At 69.1% G+C, this 16,270-nt stretch carries 13 protein-coding genes; 4 read left to right on the forward strand and 9 right to left on the reverse strand.

Going from position 1 to position 16,270, the window contains the following annotated elements:
• Window positions 1-10: 10 nt before the first annotated feature.
• The 9 genes from ACFQ9K_RS18355 to ACFQ9K_RS18395 all read right to left on the reverse strand — a co-directional run bounded on the left by ACFQ9K_RS18355 (window position 11) and on the right by ACFQ9K_RS18395 (window position 9,777).
• Window positions 11-1,018 carry a sugar phosphate isomerase/epimerase family protein gene (locus ACFQ9K_RS18355; protein WP_378724749.1) on the reverse strand — a complete coding sequence of 336 codons (1,008 nt, stop codon included), beginning with the start codon at window positions 1,016-1,018 and terminating at the stop codon, window positions 11-13.
• Window positions 1,015-2,178: a Gfo/Idh/MocA family protein gene (locus tag ACFQ9K_RS18360; RefSeq protein ID WP_378983383.1), complete on the reverse strand. Its 1,164-nt coding sequence runs from the start codon at window positions 2,176-2,178 to the stop codon at window positions 1,015-1,017. The genes ACFQ9K_RS18355 and ACFQ9K_RS18360 overlap by 4 nt, the downstream gene beginning before the upstream one ends.
• Window positions 2,179-2,192: 14 nt before the next feature.
• The gene (locus ACFQ9K_RS18365; protein ID WP_378725104.1) at window positions 2,193-3,239 is read right to left on the reverse strand and encodes a substrate-binding domain-containing protein; all 1,047 of its coding nucleotides are present in this window, start codon (window positions 3,237-3,239) and stop codon (window positions 2,193-2,195) included.
• Window positions 3,240-3,259: 20 nt separating this feature from the next.
• The gene (locus tag ACFQ9K_RS18370) at window positions 3,260-4,333 is read right to left on the reverse strand and encodes an ABC transporter permease (protein ID WP_378725101.1); all 1,074 of its coding nucleotides are present in this window, start codon (window positions 4,331-4,333) and stop codon (window positions 3,260-3,262) included.
• Window positions 4,330-5,832, reverse strand: a complete 1,503-nt coding sequence (locus tag ACFQ9K_RS18375; RefSeq protein ID WP_378725099.1) for a sugar ABC transporter ATP-binding protein — start codon at window positions 5,830-5,832, stop codon at window positions 4,330-4,332. The genes ACFQ9K_RS18370 and ACFQ9K_RS18375 overlap by 4 nt, the downstream gene beginning before the upstream one ends.
• Window positions 5,833-5,853: 21 nt before the next feature.
• Window positions 5,854-7,038 (reverse strand): ROK family protein, encoded by a 1,185-nt coding sequence (locus ACFQ9K_RS18380; RefSeq protein ID WP_378725097.1) that lies wholly within the window; start codon window positions 7,036-7,038, stop codon window positions 5,854-5,856.
• 143 nt (window positions 7,039-7,181) lie between these two features.
• Window positions 7,182-8,267 (reverse strand): S-(hydroxymethyl)mycothiol dehydrogenase, encoded by a 1,086-nt coding sequence (locus tag ACFQ9K_RS18385; protein ID WP_378725095.1) that lies wholly within the window; start codon window positions 8,265-8,267, stop codon window positions 7,182-7,184.
• A gap of 8 nt (window positions 8,268-8,275) precedes the next feature.
• On the reverse strand, window positions 8,276-9,430 hold the full coding sequence (locus ACFQ9K_RS18390; protein ID WP_378725093.1) for an NAD(P)/FAD-dependent oxidoreductase: 1,155 nt from the start codon (window positions 9,428-9,430) through the stop codon (window positions 8,276-8,278).
• Window positions 9,427-9,777, reverse strand: a complete 351-nt coding sequence (locus ACFQ9K_RS18395) for a bifunctional 3-phenylpropionate/cinnamic acid dioxygenase ferredoxin subunit (protein ID WP_378725091.1) — start codon at window positions 9,775-9,777, stop codon at window positions 9,427-9,429. Before ACFQ9K_RS18395 ends, ACFQ9K_RS18390 begins: the two co-directional genes overlap by 4 nt.
• A 196-nt stretch (window positions 9,778-9,973) precedes the next feature.
• Between ACFQ9K_RS18395 and ACFQ9K_RS18400 the strand changes: the two genes are divergently transcribed.
• From ACFQ9K_RS18400 to ACFQ9K_RS18415, 4 genes are read left to right on the forward strand one after another with little or no spacing between them, the layout of a single operon-like run.
• Window positions 9,974-12,421 (forward strand): FAD-dependent oxidoreductase, encoded by a 2,448-nt coding sequence (locus ACFQ9K_RS18400; RefSeq protein WP_378725089.1) that lies wholly within the window; start codon window positions 9,974-9,976, stop codon window positions 12,419-12,421.
• Between the two features lie 4 nt (window positions 12,422-12,425).
• Complete coding sequence (gene solA, locus ACFQ9K_RS18405) at window positions 12,426-13,589, forward strand: N-methyl-L-tryptophan oxidase (protein WP_378725086.1); 1,164 nt, start codon at window positions 12,426-12,428, stop codon at window positions 13,587-13,589.
• Between the two features lie 43 nt (window positions 13,590-13,632).
• Window positions 13,633-14,772: an aromatic ring-hydroxylating dioxygenase subunit alpha gene (locus ACFQ9K_RS18410; protein WP_378725108.1), complete on the forward strand. Its 1,140-nt coding sequence runs from the start codon at window positions 13,633-13,635 to the stop codon at window positions 14,770-14,772.
• 6 nt (window positions 14,773-14,778) lie between these two features.
• Window positions 14,779-16,260: an aldehyde dehydrogenase family protein gene (locus ACFQ9K_RS18415; RefSeq protein WP_378983387.1), complete on the forward strand. Its 1,482-nt coding sequence runs from the start codon at window positions 14,779-14,781 to the stop codon at window positions 16,258-16,260.
• The last annotated feature ends 10 nt before the right edge of the window (window positions 16,261-16,270 follow it).

Genomic DNA, 16,270 nt, shown 5'->3' on the forward strand with positions numbered 1-16,270 from the left:
TCGACACCGGTCACCAATCGGTGCTGAACGCCGCGTCGAACGAGGTGGTCGGTGGGGTGGTGGCGTTGTGGTGGCGGATGAAGGCGAGGGCTTCGGGTGCGCCGGCCAGGCGGTCCATGCCCGCGTCTTCCCATTCGATGGAGACGGGGCCGGTGTAGTGGATGGCGTTGAGGGCGCGGAAGCAGTCCTCCCAGGGGACGTCGCCGCGGCCGGTGGAGACGAAGTCCCAGCCGCGGCGCAGGTCGGCCCAGGGGAGATGGGAGGCGAGGCGGCCGCGGCGGCCGTCGCCGCAGCGGACCTTGGTGTCCTTGCAGTCGACGTGATAGATGCGATCGGCGAAGTCGAGGATGAAGGTGACCGGGTCCAGGTCCTGCCAGATGAAATGGGAAGGGTCCCAGTTCAAGCCGAAGGCCGGGCGGTGATCGATGGCGGCGAGGGCGCGCACGGTGGTCCAGTAGTCGTAGGCGATCTCGCTGGGGTGCACCTCATGGGCGAACCGGACGCCCTCGGCGTCGAACACGTCGAGGATCGGGTGCCAGCGTTCGGCGAAATCCTGGTAACCGCGTTCGATGACCGCCGCCGGGACGGGCGGGAACATGGCGACGGTGTGCCAGATGCTCGATCCGGTGAAGCCGACGATCGTATCGACGCCGAGTTGAGCGGCGGCCCTTGCGGTATCGGCCATTTCGGCGGCGGCCCGCCGGCGCACGCCTTCCGGTTCGCCGTCGCCCCAGATGCGCTGCGGCACAATCGCCCGGTGCCGTTCGTCGATCGGATGGTCGCAGACGGCTTGGCCGACAAGGTGGTTCGACAGGGCGAACACCCGTAGCCCATGCCGTTCGAGGGTCTGTTGTTTGCGTTTGGCGTAGCCGGGATCGGCGAGCGCCTTGTCCACCTCGAAATGGTCGCCCGAACAGGCGATTTCGAGCCCGTCATAGCCCCAGTCGGCGGCCAGCCGGCACACCTGTTCGAACGGTAGATCCGCCCACTGCCCGGTGAACAGCGTGATCGGCCTCATGGTTGTCCTCCTCCGATAGCGGTCCAGCGCCCGTCGTCGGCCGCGCTCGCCTCGACCGCCGCCAGTACCCGCTGCACCGCGAGCCCGTCGGCGAAGCCGGGACTCGGATCCTTGCCCGCCGCGATCGCGATGACCAGGTCGGCGACCTGGTTGGTGAAGGTGTGGTCGTAGCCGAGCCCGTGCCCGGGCGGCCACCAGGCTCCGGCGTACGGGTGCTGCGGTTCGGTCACCAGGATGCGCCGGAAACCGGCGGTCTCCGGGTCCTCGGTGTGATCGTGGAACCACAGCTCGTTCATCGATTCGAGATCGAAGGCCACGCTGCCGTGGGTTCCGTTGAGCTCCAGGCGAAGTGCGTTCTTGCGTCCGGCGGCGACCCTGGTCGCCTCGAACGAGGCCAGCCCGCCGCCGGAGAGCCGGCCGAGGAACAGGGCGGCATCGTCGACCGTGACCTGCCCGCTGCCCGCGCCGTCGGGCAGCGGGCGCTCGGTGACGAACGTGTCCAGCAACGCCGACACTCCCGTCAACGACTCGCCGGTGACGAACTGCGTGGCGTCGATGATGTGCGCGCCGATGTCACCCAGCGCCCCCGACCCGGCCCGTCGCCGATCGAGCCGCCAGCTCAGCGGAGCCGCCGGATCGGCGAGCCAATCCTGCAGATACACCGCTCGCACATGCCGCACGGTGCCGATCCGCCCCTGCGCCACCAGATTCCGGGCCAGCGCCAGCGCGGGCACGCGCCGATAGCTGAATCCCACCATCGACCGTACCCCGCGCCGGGCGGCCTGCTCGGCGGCGGCGGCCATCGCCTCCGCCTCGGCCACGGTGTTGGCCAGCGGCTTCTCACACAGCACGTGCTTGCCCGCATGCAGTGCGGCGACGGCGATTTCGGCGTGGCTGTCGCCCGGCGTGCAGATATCGATCAGATCGACGTCGTCGCGATCGAGCAACCGCTTCCACTCACCGACGGCACTGGCCCAGCCGAGCCGGTCGGCGGCGGCCGTCGCCCGGCCGATGTCGCGGCCCGCGAGCACCACCGGCACCGGCCGCCACGGCAGATCGAAGAACGCGTCCACACTGCGCCAGGCCTGCGAATGGGCGCGCCCCATGAAGGCGTGGCCGACCATTCCGATGCCGAGGGTGCGGCGGTCTGTCGAGGTCATGGGACTCCGATCGGTTAATAGCCGTTCGCCAGGTACTGTGCGGCGTTGTCCTTGGTGACCACGGCCGAGAACGTCGTGATCTTCGCGGGCACATCGTGTTCGGCGAGATCGCCGAGCGCCCGGCGCTGCCCGAGCAGCCGGGCCAGCGCGACCGCCGAGGACGCCATGGCGGGGCTGTAGAGCACGGTGGCCTGCAGCGGCGAGTCGCCGGTCTGGATCTCCTTCATCGCCTGCGCCGAGCCGCCCCCGCCGACCATGACGAACTCGCCGGATCGGTTGGCCTGCTTGATCGCGGCCAGCACGCCGATGCCCTGATCGTCGTCGTGATTCCACATCGCGTCGATCTTCTTCGTCGCCTGCAACATCTGGCTGGCCACCTGCTGACCGCCCGCCGCGGTGAAATCGGTGGATTGCCGTGCGGTGACGCGGAATCCGGCGGCGGTGACGGCGTCGTGGAATCCGCGGCTGCGCTCCTGGGTGAGCTGGAGACTGTCGATGCCGGCCACCTCGACGATCACCGGGTCGCCGAGGCCGGCGTCGCGCATCTTGCGGACGATGAAATTGCCCGCGTTGACGCCCATTCCGTAGTTGTCGCCACCGATCCAGGTCCGGTAGGCGAGGGCCGAGGCGAAGACCCGATCGAGGTTGATCACCGGAATGCCCGCGTTCATCGCGTTTTTCGCGATCTCGGTGAGCGCGTTGCCGTCGAACGGCAGGATCACCAGCACGTCGGCCTTCTGGTTGATCATCGTCTGCACCTGCTCGATCTGGCGGCTGACGTCGTTGGTGCCCTCGGTGACGTTCAGCGTCAGATCGCCGAACTTCTCCGCCTGCGCCCTGGCGTTGCGGGTGATCGCCGCGGTCCAGCCGTGATCGGCGGCGGGCGCGGAAAAGCCGACGCGCACTTGCTGTCCGGCGGCGGAGTTGTCCCCGGTGCTACCGGCCACCTGAGTTCCGGCCGTGGTGTCGTTGGCGGTGCAGGCGGCGGCGAGCACGCCCGCGCCGGCCGCGAGGCCGGACAGGAGGATGCCGCGGCGGGGGAGAGAGACTGTCTTGCGCATGGTGTTCCTTGTTGCGTGATTCAGGTGAGGGTGGGCACCGCGCGGGCGCGGCCGAACCGTTGGAACAGCAGGACGGCAACGATGATGGCGCCCTTGCCGATTGCCTGGATGGGTTGCTCGAGGTTGTTGAGAATGAACAGATCCTCGATCACGGTGAACACGAGCACCCCGAGGATCGACCCGGTGATCGTGCCGAAGCCGCCGCTGAGCAGCGTGCCGCCGATGACCACCGCGGCGATCGCGTCCAGCTCGTAGAGCTGGCCGTTGGTGCTGGTGCCGGTGGTCGTTTGCGCGGTGAGCATGATGGCGGCGATGCCGCAGCACAGCCCCGACACCGCGTACAGGAGCAGCGTGTGGCGGCGGACGTCGATGCCCGCCAGCCGGGCCGCCTCCGGATTGCCGCCCACGGCCGCGCTGCGCCGGCCGAAGGTGGTGCGCTCCAGCACGATCCAGCCGACCGCGACTACCACGAGGAACAGGTAGACGAGCAGCGGGATGCCGAGCACCCGATCCTGGGCCAAGGCGAGCAGATCGGTGGTGACCAGCTGGGATTGCCGGCCGGAGATCTGCTCGGCCAGCCCGCGCGCGGCCACCATCGTGGCGAGCGTGACGATGAACGGCACCAGCCGGCCGTAGGCGATGAGCGCCCCGTTCAACAGCCCGCAGCAGAGGCCGACGAGCAGCGCGCTGAGCACCATCCCGCCCACGCCGTAGGACTGGGTGGCGGTGGTGGTGCACCAGACCGACGCGAGCGCGATGATCGCGCCGACGGACAGATCGATGCCGCCGCCGATGATCACGAACGTCATCCCGACGGTCACCACGCCGATCACCGAGGCCAGGGTCAGGATGGTGATCAGGTTGCCGGTGCTGAGGAAGTCCGCGCCCTTGGTCAGCGCGCCGACGATCAGCAACGCGAGCAGTGCGACGATCAGCGTCAGGTGTTTGCGCAGCCCGCCGCGTCCGGTGTTGCGACGCGTGGGCGGATCGATTTCTGCCGCCGCAGCTTTCGCTGTCGCGCGCACCGCGGTCGCCCGGCTGGCCGGGTCGCCGCCGCGCTCGGTTCCGGCACGCGGTATCTCGGATTCGCTCACAGCGCACTCCCTTCCATGATCATCGCGATGATGTCGGGCTCGGTGAGCTCGGCCGCGGGGGCGGTGTGAATGATCTCGCCGTCGCGCAGGACGAGCACCCGATCGGCCAGCCCGAGCAGCTCCGGCAGGTCGCTGGAGACCATCAGCACCGCGACGCCGCGCTCGGCCAGACCTCTGATCTGTGCGTATACGTCTGCGCGCGCCCCCACGTCGACGCCGCGGGTCGGTTCGTCGAGCAGCAGCACCCGGCAGTCCTGCAGCAGCCAGCGGGCCAGCACGGCCTTCTGCTGATTCCCGCCGGACAGCCCGCGCACGGGATAGTCGGGGTCGGCCGGACGGATGCCGACGCGGGCGAGCACGGTGCCGGTATCGGCGCGTGCCCGGCGCCGATCGAACCAGCCGAACCGGGAGTAGCGCGGCATCGACGCGGCAGAGATGTTGCGGCCCAACGATTCCAGCAGAAACAAACCCTGCGATTTGCGTTCCTCGGGCGCCAGACCCATGCCGGCGGCGACGGCGGCGCTCGTGCTGCCGGGCCGTACCCGGCGACCGTCGACGCGGACCTGCCCCGCCGCCGCACGACGCGCGCCGTAGACCGTCTCCAACACCTCGGAGCGGCCGGCCCCGACCAACCCGGCGAGGCCGACGATCTCCCCGGCCCGCACCGTGAACGAGACATCCTGGAAGCGGCCGGTCAAGCCCAACCCCGTTACCTGAAGCACCTCCGCGGTGTCCTGCGCGCGCGGCGCGTGCGGTGCCGGCACCGCTTCGGCCCGGTTGCCGGTCATCAGCGAGACGACCTGCTCGGTGCCGGTGGTGCGCGCGGGCAGTCCGGCGGCGACGGTGCGGCCGTCCTTGAGCACGGTGATCCGGTCGCCGATGGTGCGGATCTCGTCGAGCCGGTGCGAGATGTACACGACGGCGACACCGTCGGCGCGCAACTGATCGATGATCCGAAACAGGTTGGCCACCTCGTCATTTCCGAGCGCGGCCGACGGCTCGTCCATCACGATGAGCCGCGCGTCGTGCGACAGCGCCCGCGCCATGCTGACCACCTGCTTGGCCGCCGCGGGCAAGCAGGCGACGACCGTGTCCGGCCGCAGCTCGCCGTGACCGAGGCGGTCGAGCAACGCGGTCGCGGCGCGCGCGGTCGACCCGCGGCGGGTGAATCCGGCGCGGGACTGCTCATGGCCGAGGAAGATGTTCTCGGCGATGTCGAGTCCGTCGCACAGATCCAATTCCTGGTAGATCGTGGCGATGCCGAGCCGCGTCGCCGCGAGGGGATTGGCCAGTCGCACCGGCTGCCCGAGCCAGGTCAGCTCGCCCGAATCCGGCTGGTGCGCACCGGCGAGCACCTTGATGAGCGTGGACTTACCCGCGCCGTTCTGGCCGAGCAGGCAATGCACCTCGCCGGCGCGGACGTCGAGATCGACGTGATCGAGTGCGCGCACGCCGGGGAAGTCCTTGACGATGCCTCGCATGGTCAGCACGGTGTTCATGGGCCGGGCTCCTAGCCGTGCTCAGGCGACGCTGAAGATGTGGTCGCTGATCAGGCGCGCCGCGCCGATCACCCCGCCGAGCTCGGCCAGTTCGGAGAGCACGATCGGTAGGTTGCCGGTGGCCAGCGGTGACGACCGGCGGTAGACCACGCTGCGGATCTCCGCGAGCAGCGGGTGCCCGAACCCGGTGAGCCCGCCGGCGATCACCACGAGGCCGGGGTTGAAGAAGCTCACCAATCCGGCCAGGGCGGTGCCGAGATGCGCGCCTGCCTCTCGAATCATCGCTACGGCCAACGGGTCTCCCGCAGCGGCGGCGTCGGCGAGGTCGGTGGCCGTGAGCGCGCCCGCCGTGGCGAGACGTTCGCTGAGGAAGGGGGAGCGGGCGGCGCGGGCGGTGGCTTCGCGGGCCAGCGCGGCCCCGCCCGCGTACGCCTCCAGGCAACCGCTGTTACCGCACGCGCAGACCGGCCCGTCGTCGGTGATCCGCAGATGACCGATATCGCCCGCGCTGCCGGACACCCCACGATAGATGTCCCCGTCGACGACGATGCCGCAGCCGATTCCGGTGCCCGCCTTGACCAACAGGAAGTCCGCCACCGAATGCGCTGAGCCAGCCTGCATTTCGCCGAGCGCCAGGATGTTCACGTCGTTGTCGACCAGTACCGGGCAGCCGAGTTCCTGCGCGATCGCCTCGCGCACCGGGAACCGATGCCAGCCGGGCATGATCGGCGGCGCGACCGGCATGCCCTCGCGGAAGCTCACCGGCCCGGGCACGCCGACTCCCGCGCCGTGCAGCCGTCCGGCCATGTGTGCGTCGGTCCGGAGTTTGCCGAGCAGATCCAGGGCGCGTTCGAGCACGGCGGCCGGTCCCTGCCGAATGTCGCACGGCTCGGACAGTTGCCCGAGCACCCGCAGCTCGCCGTCGGTCACCGCCACGTCGATGGAGGTGGCGCCGATGTCGATGGCGGCGAAACGCAGCCCCGACGCCAACGCGGCGATGGTCGACCGACGACCGCCGCTCGACGCGGCCAGTCCACCGGCCTCGACCAGTCCGAGCTCGGCGAGCCGGTCGAGCTCCACGGCCAGCTTGGAGCGGGACAGCTCCATCGGCTGACCCAGTTCCGACCGCGACTGCGGGCCGCGATCGCGCAGCAGCCGCAAAAGCCGTGCCTGGTGGGCGTTTTCCGGTCGGGCCGCGATCCGCATCAGCTACTTCTTCCTGTCCAACTGAGCGAATTCAACCGCACTTTGTCGAGTCCCGTGTGCGCTTTCGTCGGATTCGGGCAAAGTTTGTTTTGTGACAGGACAAAGTAGGGAGCGGGGTTGGTGTCTCCCGTCGCGTCAGCGGTTCACCACACCACGACCGAGCGCAGCACGTCGCCATGGTGCATGGCGGTGAACGCCTTCTCGACCTCGTCGAGCGCGATGCGTTCGGTGACAAAGCGTTCCAGGGGAAGGCGCCCCTGCCGGTAGAGGTCGATCAGCATCGGGAAGTCGCGCTCGGGAAGGCAATCGCCGTACCAGGACGATTTGAGTGCGCCGCCGCGCGAGAACAGATCGATCAGCGGCATGTCCAGGGTCATCTCCGGGGTGGGCACGCCGACCAGCACCACGGTGCCGGCCAGGTCGCGCCCGTAGAAGGCCTGCTTCCAGGTCTCGGGACGGCCGACGGCATCGATGACGACGTCCGCGCCGAAGCCGTCGGTGAGTTCCTGGATCCGCTCGACCACGTCCTCGGTGCTCGCGTCGATCAGGTCGGTAGCGCCGAATTCGCTCGCCCAGGCCAGCTTTCGCGCGTCGCGGTCGACGGCGATGATGGTGCCTGCCCCGGCGAGCCGGGCGCCGGCGATCGCGGCGTCGCCGACCCCGCCGCAGCCGATCACCGCGACGCTGTCCCCGCGGGATACGTTGCCGGTGTTCATCGCCGCCCCGATGCCCGCCATGACGCCGCAGCCGAGCAACCCGGCGATCGCCGGGTCGGCATCGGGATCGACTATGGTGCACTGCCTTTCGTGAACCAGGGTCTTGTCCGCGAAGGCGCCGATGCCGAGGGCGGGCGTCAGCTCGGTGCCGTCGGTGAGGGTCATCTTCCGACCTGCGTTGCCGGTGTCGAAGCAGTACCAGGGGCGACCGCGGCGGCACGCGCGGCATTCGCCGCAGATCGCGCGCCAGTTCAGCACGACGAAATCGCCGACCGCCACGTGGGTCACGGCCGTGCCGACCGTCTCCACGACACCGGCCGCCTCGTGGCCGAGCAGGAACGGGAACTCGTCGTTGATGCCGCCCTCGCGGTAGTGCAGGTCGGTGTGGCACACCCCGCACGACTGCACGCGCACGACGACGTCGTGCGGGCCGGGGTCGGGGATGACCACGTCGACGATCTCGACCGGCGTTCCTTGGCGACGGGCGATGACGCCGCGCACGGTTTCGGACACGAATCCTCCTACGGGGTTGCGATGGCCGCCGGCCGCCGCTCGATCTGCTTGCGGTAGCGGGTGAACAGGCGTGCGTTGTCGATGGCGAAGACGGCCACCGGCTCGCCGGCGCGTTCGTAGAGCGCGGTGCACGACGGGGTCGTCGGGTCGCCGTCGACGAAGCGCACCGCGTCGCCGGGTCGGCGGTGGCCGGCGAATTGGATCATCCGGCCGTACTGGCGGGACCAGAAGTAGGTGTTCGGGATGTGCGCGGGCGGTTCGCCGACGATGGCCGCGGCGGCGATGCGGGCCTGGGCGGTGGCGTTCGACCAGTGCTCGCTGCGGTGGTGAGCGCCCAGGGCGTCCTGGAAGGCGCGGGCGCAGTCGCCGATGGCGTAGATGCCGGGAACCGCTGTGCGGCAGCAGGAATCGGTGACGAATCCGTTGTCGATGTGCAGCGGAGAGTCCTGCGCCCATTCGGTGTTGGGGATCGCGCCGATGCCGATGATCACGGCATCGGCGGCGAGCAGGGTGTCGTCGGTGAGTCGAACCGCGCTGACGTGTTCGCCGCCGAGGAATTCGGTCACCGCCACGCCGGTGCGTAACCGAACGCCGTTGGCCGCGTGCAGATCCGCGCACAGCGCCCCGAGCTGTGCGCCGAAGACGGCGGACAGTGGGTCCGTCGCCAGTTCGACGATGGTCGTCCGAACGCCGAGAGTCGCCGCGGTCGAGGCGATCTCGGCGCCGATCAGGCCGGCGCCGATGATGACGATGCTGCGTGCGGTGCGCAATGCGGTACGGATCGCCCGCGCATCGTCGAGCGTGCGCAACGTATGGACGCCGCCGAGCCCGCGAGCGCCGGGCAGCGTGCGGGCCCGCGCGCCGGTGGCGAGCACCAGCGACTGCCCGGCGACGACCGTGCCGTCCGCCAGTGTGACGCCGGGACCGGTTGCGGTGGAGGCGATTCCGATCGCAGGCCGGCCGAGCATCCAGTGCGCGCCGAGGTCGTCGCCCAGGGTGAGGTCGACCTCGTCGTGCAGGAACTCCTTCGACAGCGGCGGCCGATCGTAGGGCGGGTGCGCCTCGTCGCCGACCACCGTGACCTCGCCGTCGTAGCCGCGTTCACGCAGATCGCGCACCAGGCAGAATCCGGCGAGCGACGCGCCGACGACGACGACGCTCATGCCGGCTCCGTCGTCACCACGATGTCGCCGTCGAGCACCCGCACCGGGTACGTGCGCACCGCGACCTTGGCCGGCGGCCCGGAGACCCGGCCGGTGCGCAGGTCGAAACATGACTCGTGCAAGGGGCATTCGACCGTGCAGTGCTCCACCCAGCCGTCGGCCAGTGACGCGTCCTGGTGAGTGCACGTGTCGTCGATCGCGAACAGGCCCTCGTCGGTGTGGAACACCGAGATCGGTGTCCCGTCGGCGGTCCGCACGGTGGCGGCCTCGCCGACCGGCAGGTCCGCGAGACGGGCGACGAACAGTTCCGTCCCGGCGGCCGCCGTGTGTTTCGCAAGGGACTCCATAAACCCTCCATGAGTTGCTTAGAGCGCAACAGATATCGCGATACGCAACAGTGTGCGACAGCGTCGAGTCGTCGTCAACCCCCTGAATTCCCCGGTAAACAACTGGTTTCCAACGGTTGACAGCGTGCCACGACAGGCGGACTATTTGTTGCGTAATACGAATTCGTTGCGCTACTAGCAACAACGGAGGCACCCTTTGGCTCACCCGAAAGTCGTCATCATCGGAGCCGGGATCGTCGGGGCATCGCTGGCCGACGAAATGACCGCACGGGGTTGGGCCGACATCACCGTGCTCGACCGCGGACCGCTGTTCACCACCGGCGGATCCACATCGCACGCACCGGGTTTGGTGTTCCAGACGAATCCGTCCAAGACCATGACCGAGTTCGCGCGCTATACCACCGAGAAGTTCGGCGCGCTGAGCCATCCGGCCGGCCCCGCGTTCGAGGCGGTCGGCGGGCTCGAGGTGGCGACCACGCCGGAGCGCTGGCGGGATCTGCACCGCAAGTTCGGCTGGGCGCAGTCGTGGGGGATCGAGGGGCGCCTGCTGGATGCGTCCGAATGTGCGGCCCGGTACCCGCTGCTCGATGCCGACCATATTATCGGCGGATTCCACACTCCGACAGACGGTTTGGCCAACGCGGTGCGGGCGGTGCAGGCGCAGGCACGGGCGGCCGTCGATCGCGGCGCGCGCTTCCTGCCGCACCGGGAAGTCCTCGGTATCACCGAATCCGGCGGCCGGGTCACCGGTGTGCAGACAGCCGACGGCACCATCGCCGCGGACATCGTCGTCTGCGCGGCCGGTTTCTGGGGTGCGGAACTGGCGAAGCGGACCGGCCTGGTCCTGCCGCTGGTGCCGATGGCGCACCAGTACGCCAAGTCGGGGTCGCTGGCCGCCCTGGCCGACAGTCTCCGCGACGCCGCGCGCCTGCCTATCCTGCGACACCAGGATCGGGACCTCTACTACCGCGTGCACGGCGACCGCCTGGGCATCGGTTACTACGGCCACCAGCCGATGCCGGTGGACATGTCCACCCTGTCCGCGGCCACCGCCGGCGAAGCGATGCCGTCGATGCTGCCGTTCACCGAGGCCGACTTCGCCCCCGCCTGGCGCGAGTCCATGGAATTGCTGCCGGCGCTCGGTGATTCGAAGCCGGAGGAGGGATTCAACGGAATCTTCTCGTTCACCCCGGACGGCTTCTCGATCATGGGTGAGCACCGCGACCTGGCCGGATTCTGGGTCGCGGAGGCCGTGTGGGTCACCCATTCGGCCGGCGTGGCCAAGGCGACCGCCGAATGGATCATCGACGGCGCGCCGGGCACCGACGTGCACGAATGCGATCTGTATCGATTCGAAGACGTCGCGCGCAGCGAGGAATTCATCCTGCGGACGAGTTCGCAGGCCTTTGTCGAGGTCTACGACATCATCCATCCGCACCAATATCGAACGGCCCCGCGTGGCCTGCGCACCAGTCCCTTCTATGCCCGCCAGCAGGAAATGGGCGCCTTCTTCTTCGAAGGCGGCGGCTGGGAGCGGCCTGCCTGGTATGCGGCCAATGCGGAACTGGCGCAACGACTTCGCGACGAGGGCATGCCGTTCCCGGAGCGCGACGAGTGGTCGAGCAGCTTCTGGTCGCCCATCTCCATCGCCGAGGCGCGCTGGACCCGCGAGCGGGTCGCGATGTTCGACATGACCCCGCTGACCCGCTACGAGGTCTGCGGACCGGGTGCGCTCGACTTCCTGCAACGACTCACCACGAACAATCTGGACAAGTCCGTCGGCTCGGTGACCTACGCGCTGGTGCTCGACGAAACCGGCGGCATCCGTAGTGATGTCACCGTCGCCCGGCTCGAGCCGCACCGGTTCCAGGTCGGCGTGAACGGCCCGATGGATTTCGACTGGTTCACCCGGCACCTGCCCGCCGACGGCTCGGTGACGCTGCGCGACATCACCGGCGGCACCTGCTGCCTCGGCGTCTGGGGACCGAGCGCGCGGGACCTGGTGCAGCCCTTGTGTTCCGACGACCTGTCGAATCAGTCGTTCAAGTACTTCCGCGCGCTGCAGACCTATCTCGGCGCCATCCCGGTCACCATGATGCGCGTCTCCTACGTCGGCGAGCTCGGCTGGGAGATCTACGCGACCGCCGAATACGGCAACGCGCTGTGGGATCTGCTGTGGGCAGCCGGGCAGGCGCACGAGGTCATCGCCGCAGGCCGGATCGCGTTCAACAGCCTGCGCATCGAAAAGGGCTACCGCAGTTGGGGAACCGACATGACCGCGGAGCACCGGCCGGCCGCCGCCGGACTCGACTTCGCGGTCCGGATGAGCAAGCCCGACTTCATCGGCAAGGCCGCGCTGGAACAGGCGGACCCACCGGCGAAGATCCTGCGCAGCGTCGTGTTCGAGCGCCCGACGGCGGTCGTCCTCGGCAAGGAGCCGGTCTACGTGGACGGCCTGCTCGGCGGATATGTCACCAGCGCAGGCTATTCGGCCACCATCGGCCGCAGCATTGCCTACGCGTGGCTGCCCGCCTCGGTCGCGGTCGGTGCTGCGGTAGAGGTCGAATACCTCGGTGCGCGCTACCTCGCGACGGTGCACGCCGAGCCGGTGGTCGATCCCGAGATGTCCAGGATCAGGAGGTAGCGAAATGGCTACGGCGACAACGGGCTACGACGTCATCGTGATCGGCGTCGGCGGCATGGGCAGTGCCGCCGCCTATCACCTCGCGGCGCGCGGCCAACGGGTACTCGGGCTGGAGAAGTTCACTCCCGCACACGATCGGGGTTCGAGCCACGGCGGTTCGCGCATCGTCCGGCAGTCCTATTTCGAAGACCCCGCCTATGTTCCGCTCCTGCTGCGGTCCTACGAACTCTGGGCCAAGCTGGCGGCGGACTCCGACCGCGAGGTCATCCGGCTCACCGGCGGCCTGTACCTCGGCCCGCCGGACAGCCTGACGGTCGCGGGCAGCCTGCGGGCCAGCCGCGAATGGTCACTGCCGCACGAGTTGCTGGACGCCGCCGAGATCACCCGGCGCTTCCCGAACTTCACCCCCGCGCCCGGCGACATCGGAATCTATGAGTCCAACGGCGGATTCGCCCGCCCCGAACTGACGGTGCAGGCCCACATCGATCTGGCCCTGCGCGCGGGTGCCACCCTGTCGTTCGGCGAGGAGGTGATCGGCTGGGCCGAAACCGATTCCGGCGTCACGGTGACCACCGCCAGAGCCACCTATCACGCGGATCAGCTGCTGATCTGCCCCGGCGCCTGGGCGCCGAAGCTGCTGGCCGAGTTCGGCATTCCGATCACCATCGAACGCCACGTCCTGTACTGGTTCGATCCGATCGGCGGCACCGCGGCCTTCGAGGATCAGCCGATCTACATCGCCGAGGACGACTCCGGCATGCAGATCTACGGCTTCCCCGCCATCGACGGACCGGCGGGCGGAGTGAAGACCGCGTTCTTCCGCAAGGGCACCGTCTGCACGCCGGAGACCATCGACCGCGTCGTCCACCCGCACGAGATCGACGCGATGCGCGACCGCGCCGCCGCCTTGCTCCCGGCCGTGGCCGGCCCGTGCGTCCACACGGCCACCTGCATGTATTCCACCACCCCCGACGAGCACTTCGTCATCGCCCGCCATCCCGGCGGCGACCGCATCACCATCGCCTGCGGCTTCTCCGGCCACGGCTTCAAATTCGTCCCGGTGGTGGGCGAGATCCTGGCCGATCTGGTCATCGACGCGACCACCAGGCACCCGATCGCCCTATTCGACCCGCAGAGGCTGGTGACCAGTGAAAACAGCATCGCATAGCGATCCGACGGAGGGTGGCGACCGGGCAGGCGGGTCCGCGGATCTGTCGCCGGTCACCCCACCGGCCCTGATTCCCACCCTCGGCGGCAAGTGGTACGTCGACGACGCCATCTTCGCGGCCGAGCAGGAACAGCTCTTCGAACGAATGTGGTTCTGCGCCATCCGCACCGGCGACCTCGCCGATCCCGGCCAGTTCAAGCGCGTCCAGGTCGGCCGCGAAAGCGTGTTGATCGTGCGCGGCCGCGACGGCGCGCTGCGCGCGTTCCTGAACATCTGCCGCCACCGCGGCGCGATGCTGTGCACCGAGGACGCGGGCCGGGTCCGCCGCAACCTGCAATGCCCGTACCACGCCTGGACCTACGGCCTGGACGGCAAACTGGTCGCCGCGCCGAACCTGGCCGCGCTGAAGGACGCCACCGGCGCCGACATCGATCGCGTCGCCTACGGCCTGATCCCGGTCGCCCTGCGCGAGTGGCTCGGCTACGCCTGGGTCTGCCTGGCCGACGAGCCGCCCTCGTTCGAGCACGACGTGATGGGCGCGGTCACCGAGCGCCTCGGCGACCCGGCCGCCATCGACGCCTACGAGATCGACACGTTGGCGGTGGGTCGCCGGGTGGTCTACGACGTCGCGGCCAACTGGAAGCTCATCGTGGAGAACTTCATGGAGTGCTACCACTGCGCGACCATCCACCCCGAACTCACCGAGGTGCTGCCCGAATTCGCGCAGGGGCTCGCCGCGCAGGTGTTCGTCGGCCACGGCGCGGAATTCGGCGCCGATATCGCGGGGTTCACCGTCGACGGTTCGCCGGGTTTCGACCGGTTGCCCGGGGTTACCCCGGAACAGGACCGCCGCTACTTCGCCGTCACCGTCCGGCCGACCGTTTTCGTCAATCTGGTCCCGGACCACATCATTTTCCACCGAATGTTCCCCATGTCGGCGGACCGAACTATCGTCGAGTGTGATTGGTTGTATACCAAGGATGTGGTTGCCGCGGGACGCGACGTGTCCCGCTCCGTCGAATTGTTCCACCGGGTGAACGAACAGGATTTCGCGGCATGTGCGCGAACGCAACCCACAATGTCGTCGCGCGCCTACCGTAAGGGCGGGGTGCTGGTGCCCGCCGAGCATCACATCGCGGAGTTCCACGAGTGGTTGTCCTGTCGGATCGGCGACGTGAGGTGACGTGCAATGAATGGTGATCCGGATCTGCTCATCGGCGGTCGATGGACGCACGCGTCGGACGGTGGCGTGCGGCAGATCATCGACCCGGCGACCGGCACCGTGGTGGCGACCGTGGACGAGGCGACGCCGGCCGACGCGCGCGACGCCGTCGCGGTCGCCCGCACCACCTTCGACGCGGGCAGGTGGCCCGCGACGCCGGTTGCCGAGCGGTCCGCGCTGCTGCTGCGGATCGCCGACCTGCTGGCTCGCGACAAGGATCGGCTGGCCAGGCTGGAGACGGCGGACACCGGAAAGACATTGGTGGAGAGCGAGATCGACATCGACGACGTCATCTCGGTGTTCCGCTACTACGCGAACGCCGTCGCCGTGCAGGCCGACCGGCTGATCGATGTGGGCGACCCGGCGGTGATCAGCCGGGTGGTCCGCGAGCCGATCGGCGTGTGCGTGCTCATCGCGCCGTGGAACTATCCGCTGCTCCAGATGTCGTGGAAGGTCGCGCCCGCGCTGGCCGCGGGCTGCACGATGGTGCTCAAGCCGAGCGAGGTCACCCCGCTCACCACCATCGAATTCGCGCGGCTCGCCGAGGAGGCGGGGGTGCCCGCCGGTGTGTTGAACCTGGTCCAGGGCAGCGGCGCGGTGCTCGGCGCGGCGCTGACCGACAACGCCGACGTCGACTTCATCTCCTTCACCGGCGGCTTGGCGACCGGCCGCACGATCAGCCGGGTCGCCGCCGAACACGTCACCAAGGTGGCGGTGGAACTCGGCGGCAAGAATCCGCACATCGTGTTCGCCGACGCGGACTGGGACAGCGCCGTCGACCACGTCCTGACCGGCGTGTTCCTGCATTCCGGGCAGGTCTGCTCGGCGGGCACCCGGCTGATCGTCGAGGAGTCGATCGCCGAGGACTTCGTCGCCGAACTGGCGAGCCGGGCCGAGCGGATCCGGGTCGGCCCCGGCCTCGATCCGGCCAGCGAAACCGGTCCGCTGGTCTCCGCCGAGCACCGAGCCAAGGTGGAAGCCTATGTCGCGCTGGGCATCTCGGAGGGCGCGAAGCTGGTGACCGGCGGCGCGCGGCCGACCGACCCCGCCCTGCGGGACGGCAGCTACTACCTGCCGACGATCTTCGATCGGTGCGATCGCTCGATGCGCATCGTGCAGGAGGAGACGTTCGGCCCGATCCTCACGGTCGAGCGATTCACCACCGAGGCCGAGGCGATCCGGCTCGGCAACGACACCGAATACGGCCTCGCCGCCGGCGTGCGCACCGCGGATCCGGCGCGCGGCGAGCGAGTGGTGCGCGCGCTGCGCCACGGCACGGTGTGGCTCAACGACTTCGGCTATTACACCGCCGGTGCGGAATGGGGCGGATTCAAGAAGTCCGGCAACGGACGCGAACTCGGCCCGACCGGCCTGGCCGAATATCAGGAAATCAAACACATTTGGCACAACACGGCACCGAAGCCGGCGGAGTGGTTCAAGGGCGTCTGATCGTAAGCAA

It is taken from the genome of Nocardia sp. NPDC056564 (assembly GCF_042793755.1).
In the GTDB taxonomy this organism is placed as follows: domain Bacteria; phylum Actinomycetota; class Actinomycetes; order Mycobacteriales; family Mycobacteriaceae; genus Nocardia.

Coding starts and splice junctions, on each gene's coding strand:
- ACFQ9K_RS18375 (WP_378725099.1), bottom strand. CDS start 5,832: ATGAACACCGTGCTGACCATGCGAGGCATCGTCAAGGACTTCCCCGGC.
- ACFQ9K_RS18415 (WP_378983387.1), top strand. CDS start 14,779: ATGAATGGTGATCCGGATCTGCTCATCGGCGGTCGATGGACGCACGCG.
- ACFQ9K_RS18380 (WP_378725097.1), bottom strand. CDS start 7,038: ATGCGGATCGCGGCCCGACCGGAAAACGCCCACCAGGCACGGCTTTTG.
- ACFQ9K_RS18355 (WP_378724749.1), bottom strand. CDS start 1,018: ATGAGGCCGATCACGCTGTTCACCGGGCAGTGGGCGGATCTACCGTTC.
- solA (WP_378725086.1), top strand. CDS start 12,426: ATGGCTACGGCGACAACGGGCTACGACGTCATCGTGATCGGCGTCGGC.
- ACFQ9K_RS18390 (WP_378725093.1), bottom strand. CDS start 9,430: ATGAGCGTCGTCGTCGTCGGCGCGTCGCTCGCCGGATTCTGCCTGGTG.
- ACFQ9K_RS18395 (WP_378725091.1), bottom strand. CDS start 9,777: ATGGAGTCCCTTGCGAAACACACGGCGGCCGCCGGGACGGAACTGTTC.
- ACFQ9K_RS18365 (WP_378725104.1), bottom strand. CDS start 3,239: ATGCGCAAGACAGTCTCTCTCCCCCGCCGCGGCATCCTCCTGTCCGGC.
- ACFQ9K_RS18360 (WP_378983383.1), bottom strand. CDS start 2,178: ATGACCTCGACAGACCGCCGCACCCTCGGCATCGGAATGGTCGGCCAC.